Origin of the sequence: Thiococcus pfennigii, assembly GCF_016583835.1 — a bacterium.
Taxonomy (GTDB): Bacteria; Pseudomonadota; Gammaproteobacteria; order Chromatiales; family Chromatiaceae; genus Thiococcus; species Thiococcus pfennigii.
Genome location: NZ_NRRW01000107.1, coordinates 1 through 5,035, shown reverse-complemented (window position 1 = coordinate 5,035; position 5,035 = coordinate 1). Strand labels below are relative to the sequence as shown.

Here is a 5,035-nt window from a genome sequence, read left to right as displayed (position 1 = left end):
GCCCAGCGTAGCCCGAATCCGGCGGCGATCCGCAGGGGGGGGCCGGGGAGGCGACCCTCGTCGTCCAAGCCTGCCTGGTCCGCGACGGCGACTACCTGGTGCTCGCCACCGAGGTACCGGCGGCCCAGCCCGAGCTCCCGTCCCATACCCCGGTCTTCGCCGGTGCCGACCGGCTCGAGCGTCACGCCCAGGACCTGCTCGGACTGCGCTTCACCGACCACCCGGACCCGCGCCGCTGGACCCGCCATCAGGCCTGGCCGGCAGGCACCTTTCCGCTGCGTCCCGACGCCGCCCCGCCCGAGCGCCGGCCGAGGCGCACGCCGGCCGACCAGGACTACCCGTTCGCGCCGCTGCTCGGGGCCGGCGTCGTCGAGATCCCGGTCGGCCCGGTCCATGCCGGCATCATCGAGCCCGGCCATTTCCGCTTCCAGGTCGCCGGCGAGGACGTGCTGCGGCTCGAGGAGCGCCTCGGCTACGTCCACAAGGGAATCGAACGACTCGCCGTCGGACGCGACCCGCAGGGGCTCGCGCGGCTCGCCGCGCGCGTCTCCGGCGACAGCACCGTCGCCCACGCCTGGGCCGCCTGCCAGGCCCTAGAGCGCGCCACCGGCTGGGCGGTGCCGCCGCGGGCGCGCTCCCTGCGCGCGCTCCTCGCCGAGCGCGAGCGCATCGCCAACCACCTCGGCGACATCGGCGCCATCTGCAACGACGTCGGCTTCGCCTTCGCGCTCGCCCAGTGCGGTCGGCTGCGCGAGCTGTGGCAACGGCGCAGCCAGGCCCTCTTCGGCCATCGCCTGCTGATGGACCGGGTGGTACCGGGCGGCGCCACCCACGACCTCGACGAGGCCGCCGCGGCGACGCTGCGCGCCGATCACGCGGAGCTGCGCCGCGCCCTGGGGCCGATCTTCGAGATCATCGAGGACCACCCGTCGCTCGACGACCGCCTGTTCACGACCGGGCGGCTCGCCCCGGCCGACGCCCGCGCGCTGGGCTGCACCGGCTACGTCGGCAAGGCCAGCGGCCAGGCCTTCGATGTGCGCCGCGACAGTCCCTATCCGCCCTACGACGCGCTCGCTGTCGAGGTGCCGACCTTCACGGCCGGCGACGTCGCCGCGCGGGTGCGGGTGCGCATCGGCGAGATCCGCGCGAGCCTCACGCTGCTCGATCGGATCTTGGAGCAACTGCCGGGCGGGCCAATCATCGCCGCGGCGCCGCCCGCCGCCCCTCGCCCCGCAGGGGCCGAGCGCGCCGGACTCGGCATCGTCGAGGGCTGGCGCGGCGAGATCCTCACCTACGTGCGCCTCGATGCGGCCGGGCGCGTCGCGCGCTTCTTCCCGCGCGACCCGAGTTGGTTCACCTGGCCGGCCCTCGAACGGCTGGTCCACGGCAACATCGTCCCGGACTTCCCGGTCTGCAACAAATCCATCAACGGCTCCTACGCCGGGGTCGACCTCTAACGGAGCGCCCCCAATGCTGCGCATCCTCAAGCAGGCACTCAGTCGCGGCCTCGTCACCGAGGCGCCACCGGACCACGCGCCGGACGAGCTCGAGGCGCTCGGCATCGAGCTGCGCCGCACCCTCGCCGCGCGCTTGAACGGCAGCCTCGCGATCCGCCACGTCGATGCCGGCTCGTGCAACGGCTGCGAACTGGAGATCCACGCCCTGACCAACCCCTACCACGACCTGGAGCGCTTCGGCGTGCACTTCGTCGCCTCGCCGCGCCACGCCGACGCGCTCCTCGTGACCGGCCCGGTCGCCCGCCACATGGAGACGGCGCTGCGCCGCACATGGCGGGCGACGCCGGCCCCCAAGCTCGTCATCGCCGCCGGCGACTGCGCCTGCGACGGCGGCGAGTTCGGCATCTCCTACGCCTGCTGCGGCGCCGTCGAGAACGTCATCCCGGTCGATGTGAAGATCCCCGGCTGCCCGCCGACGCCGCTCGACCTGCTGCGCGGGCTGCTCGCAACGATCCATGCCGAACGCCGCGCCGCCACGCCCACCCGCTGAGGACCAGCCCCATGCCCGCATCGCCGCTGCACCTCGTGCCGATCCTCCTGCTCCTCGGCCTCGTCGCCGCGGCGACGGCCGCGCCGCTGCCGCAGGCCGACATCGCCGTCGGCCCCCACCGGCTCACCGTCGAACTGGCCCTCGAACCGGCCGACCGCCAGATCGGCCTGATGCACCGCCCGTCCCTACCCGCCGATCAGGGGATGCTCTTCGTCTTTCCGAACGACGGCCGCCGCTGCATGTGGATGCGCAACACCTTGATCCCCCTGTCGGTCGCCTTCATCGCCGCCGACGGGAGCATCCTCAACCTCGCCGACATGGCCCCGCTCAACGACGCGACCCACTGCTCGCGCGGCCCCATCCGCTACGCGCTGGAGGTCAACCGCGGCTGGTTCGCCGAGCGCGGCATCGCCGCCGGCGATCGGATCGGCGGACTGCAACAGCTGCCCCCAGCCCGCTGAGCGAAACCGACTGCCCGGGTCGCCGGACGTTTGAGTCCACGGCCGCAGCGGGGCGTTGCGCCCCACGGCACCGCCATGTAGTCCATCCCTACGGCCGCATTGGGTACGCCGAAGAAGCCCTCCGAGCCGAGATCGCCTCCCTCATAGGGGCGACCGGCTCGGCATGAGCCACCCCCCGGCCAGCCGGCTGCCTGCGTCGAAAACGAGGTCCAGCGCTCGCGGAGAAGCAGTTGGCGCCGACTGACAGCGAGAAGCTAGCGCCGGCAGACGGAGCGGCCGGGGTCACAGGATATGACCCAGAAGGCCCTCGCCGAGCCACGACAAGCGCTGAGAGGCCATTCTGTAACCGGTCGGAAGCGCTGCTTTGCGGCCCGAGAGGCGGACCTGCGCCGCTTGTGGCTCGGTGTAACTTGGTCTAACGCGATTGCCGGAAACAAACCGACCGGATGACGCCGGACGTTCGTTTGTCTTCAAGGAGCGAGCGCAGGAGCCTAGCCCAGCTATGTGAGTGCGCTCGCGACACAGAAGGCGGGCGAAAAGACACGCCAGACGGTAGGGAACGGTGCAAAAACAACCGATACAAGCACGTGGAAGACAAGAAACTACAAAATGCGCGAAAGTCGCGAAAGAATCCCAGATTCTCCCGCGTATATTCTGCCTTTTCGTGTATTTCGCGTGTTTCGCGTGTTTCGCGTGTTTCGTAGTTTAAGAAGATGCGCCGGTTGTTTTTGAATCGTTGCTAGGCTTGTTGACAGAAACCGCCTAAGTTGACCAAATTGGAGCGATGCCTCGAGAAGCCTCATGCAGAACATCTCCGCACACGACGCCAAGGCCCGCTTCGGTCAACTGCTGGACACCGCCCGACGCGAGCCGGTGGTCATCGAGCGCCACGATCGCGCCGTCGCGGTCGTGCTCTCCAAGGAGGAGTATGACGAGCTGAACGACATAAGGGCACCTTGAAAAATTCAAGGTGCCCGCGCGGGGCAAGGATACCCCGCCACTTTCAGTCGCCTAAGCGACAGAAAATGAAGCGAAGCGGAAATCGCATTTTCGCTTCGCGTCTTGAGAAATTGCCCGGATGGCAATTTTTCAAGGCCCCATAAAGCTCCGGCGACTCCGCGCGGAGATCACCGTCGGGCTCGCGGACCTCGATCGCGGTGCCTACACCGAGTACGAGCCTGACGCGCTGCCAAAGCTCGCCGAGCGGATCAAGGCCGCTGGCCGCGAGCGACTTGCGAAGAAGTGATCTATCGGCTTTCTGTCCGGGCGGAGGCGGATCTCGGAGAGATCTGGGTCTATACTCGGCCGAACCATGGGCCGCCTCGACTCGCTGCACGACAACCCTCAGCCGTGGAAACGTCGCCCGGAAATCACAGCGGGGTTCCACAGCTACCCGCAGCAGAGCCACGTCATCTACTTTCGAGTCCAGGGCGAGCCACCAAGTTTGATCGAGATCGTGCGAGTGCTCCATGGCCGGATAGGGCCTGCCCGACATGTCTGATGACGGCAGGGTCGAACCTTCAACCTAAAAGCGGCAGTTGGACGGTGCCCGAGGTGCGCCGCGCGGGGTGTCCGGCAAGGCACGAGGAGGCGCAATAGCCAAGCTATTGCAACGACCTGTAACACCGCCGGGCGCCGCGCGCGACGTGCATCGGGTGCCGTAGCGGCCTTCCCCGAGCGGGTGAGCAGGACTCACATAGAGCCTCCGCGCGATTTCAACCACTTGAATCCATGATGAAGCGGTCAACTGCCGTTCTTAGGCTCAAGGAACCATCCTTGGCAGGCCACTGCGGAATTTCCTGACACGGCTGAATCCGGGTTGGCTAACGGCGGATCTCGGCCACCGGTCACTGGACCCGAGAGATTTGGGGGGAAGGACTAGTGCAAGACGGCGCAATTCCCGAGACCGCACGCTGCGGCCTGCAAGCCTCGCGTGGTAGGAGCCCGTTTGCGTGCGATCTTCACCGCCACGCGCGAGCTGCTGCCGGCGGTGCCCCTCTGGTCGACGACCTCCAGCGGTTGGGCTTGCGGCTCAGCGCGGGGACCCGAAACGCGGCGTCGCGTAGGGCAGGAGAGCCCTAGCCCCTTCGCCCAAAGAATGGGTGTAATCGAGTGCCTTTTCGGATGTCAGCGTAAATGAATATCAGCGAAGCCGACTGGAAGATCTACAAACGCATTCGGGATCAGGCCCAGGACCGCTACTCCCAACGCGTCCTCGATGACGTTGAGCGCCTTTGCAGAGATGGGTCCATGCCGGTCCAGGACAGGCATGCCGAGCTATCGCGGATGGTTCGCGAGCGGGACAAGGAGATGGCTCGGATCTTCGATACCCTACGGCGCTCTTCGGCCCCACTCTGTCTGATGATGATGCGGCGTAACGAGCTGGTCACCGAAGAGGAGATGCAGTCGTTCAGCCCCGAGCTTCGAAGGGCCATCGAGAGGGTGCGGCCTCGACATGATGTGCCATTGAGGAGTATCTTGTAACCTTCTGTGGCGAGAAGAGAAGGTGCGGCTGTGGCGACGGTGGTGAAGCGCTCGGGTGAGGAGGTGACGGTCGAGGTGACGGT

7 protein-coding genes and 1 pseudogene are annotated in these 5,035 nt (G+C 67.6%); all 8 read left to right on the top strand.

The window, feature by feature from the left end:
• Positions 1 to 65: 65 nt before the first annotated feature.
• Positions 66 to 281: pseudogene (locus tag CKO41_RS19065) on the top strand (NADH-quinone oxidoreductase subunit C); the annotation flags it as partial.
• A 165-nt stretch (positions 282 to 446) separates the two neighbouring features.
• Entirely contained in the window at positions 447 to 1,457 is a 1,011-nt protein-coding gene (locus CKO41_RS17880) for a hydrogenase large subunit (protein ID WP_338115617.1), read from the top strand.
• 13 nt (positions 1,458 to 1,470) lie between these two features.
• Positions 1,471 to 2,007, top strand: a complete 537-nt coding sequence (locus CKO41_RS17875; RefSeq protein ID WP_200255532.1) for an NADH-quinone oxidoreductase subunit B family protein — start codon at positions 1,471 to 1,473, stop codon at positions 2,005 to 2,007.
• Between the two features lie 11 nt (positions 2,008 to 2,018).
• Complete coding sequence (locus tag CKO41_RS17870) at positions 2,019 to 2,468, top strand: DUF192 domain-containing protein (RefSeq protein ID WP_200383244.1); 450 nt, start codon at positions 2,019 to 2,021, stop codon at positions 2,466 to 2,468.
• A gap of 801 nt (positions 2,469 to 3,269) precedes the next feature.
• On the top strand, positions 3,270 to 3,428 hold the full coding sequence (locus CKO41_RS17865) for a type II toxin-antitoxin system Phd/YefM family antitoxin (RefSeq protein ID WP_200255520.1): 159 nt from the start codon (positions 3,270 to 3,272) through the stop codon (positions 3,426 to 3,428).
• Positions 3,429 to 3,546: 118 nt separating this feature from the next.
• Positions 3,547 to 3,714, top strand: coding sequence for a hypothetical protein (locus tag CKO41_RS17860; RefSeq protein ID WP_242464418.1), 168 nt, complete (start codon positions 3,547 to 3,549; stop codon positions 3,712 to 3,714).
• Between the two features lie 66 nt (positions 3,715 to 3,780).
• A complete protein-coding gene (locus tag CKO41_RS17855; protein WP_207144167.1) occupies positions 3,781 to 3,969 on the top strand; it encodes a type II toxin-antitoxin system RelE/ParE family toxin in 189 nt (62 codons plus the stop codon).
• A 635-nt stretch (positions 3,970 to 4,604) separates the two neighbouring features.
• The gene (locus tag CKO41_RS18495) at positions 4,605 to 4,952 is read left to right on the top strand and encodes a hypothetical protein (RefSeq protein WP_207144164.1); all 348 of its coding nucleotides are present in this window, start codon (positions 4,605 to 4,607) and stop codon (positions 4,950 to 4,952) included.
• Positions 4,953 to 5,035: the final 83 nt, after the last annotated feature.

Excerpts from the sequence above, each read along its gene's own strand:
- CKO41_RS17875 (WP_200255532.1), top strand. The coding sequence starts at position 1,471 with ATGCTGCGCATCCTCAAGCAGGCACTCAGTCGCGGCCTCGTCACCGAG.
- CKO41_RS17870 (WP_200383244.1), top strand. The coding sequence starts at position 2,019 with ATGCCCGCATCGCCGCTGCACCTCGTGCCGATCCTCCTGCTCCTCGGC.
- CKO41_RS17865 (WP_200255520.1), top strand. The coding sequence starts at position 3,270 with ATGCAGAACATCTCCGCACACGACGCCAAGGCCCGCTTCGGTCAACTG.
- CKO41_RS17860 (WP_242464418.1), top strand. The coding sequence starts at position 3,547 with ATGGCAATTTTTCAAGGCCCCATAAAGCTCCGGCGACTCCGCGCGGAG.
- CKO41_RS17855 (WP_207144167.1), top strand. The coding sequence starts at position 3,781 with ATGGGCCGCCTCGACTCGCTGCACGACAACCCTCAGCCGTGGAAACGT.
- CKO41_RS18495 (WP_207144164.1), top strand. The coding sequence starts at position 4,605 with ATGAATATCAGCGAAGCCGACTGGAAGATCTACAAACGCATTCGGGAT.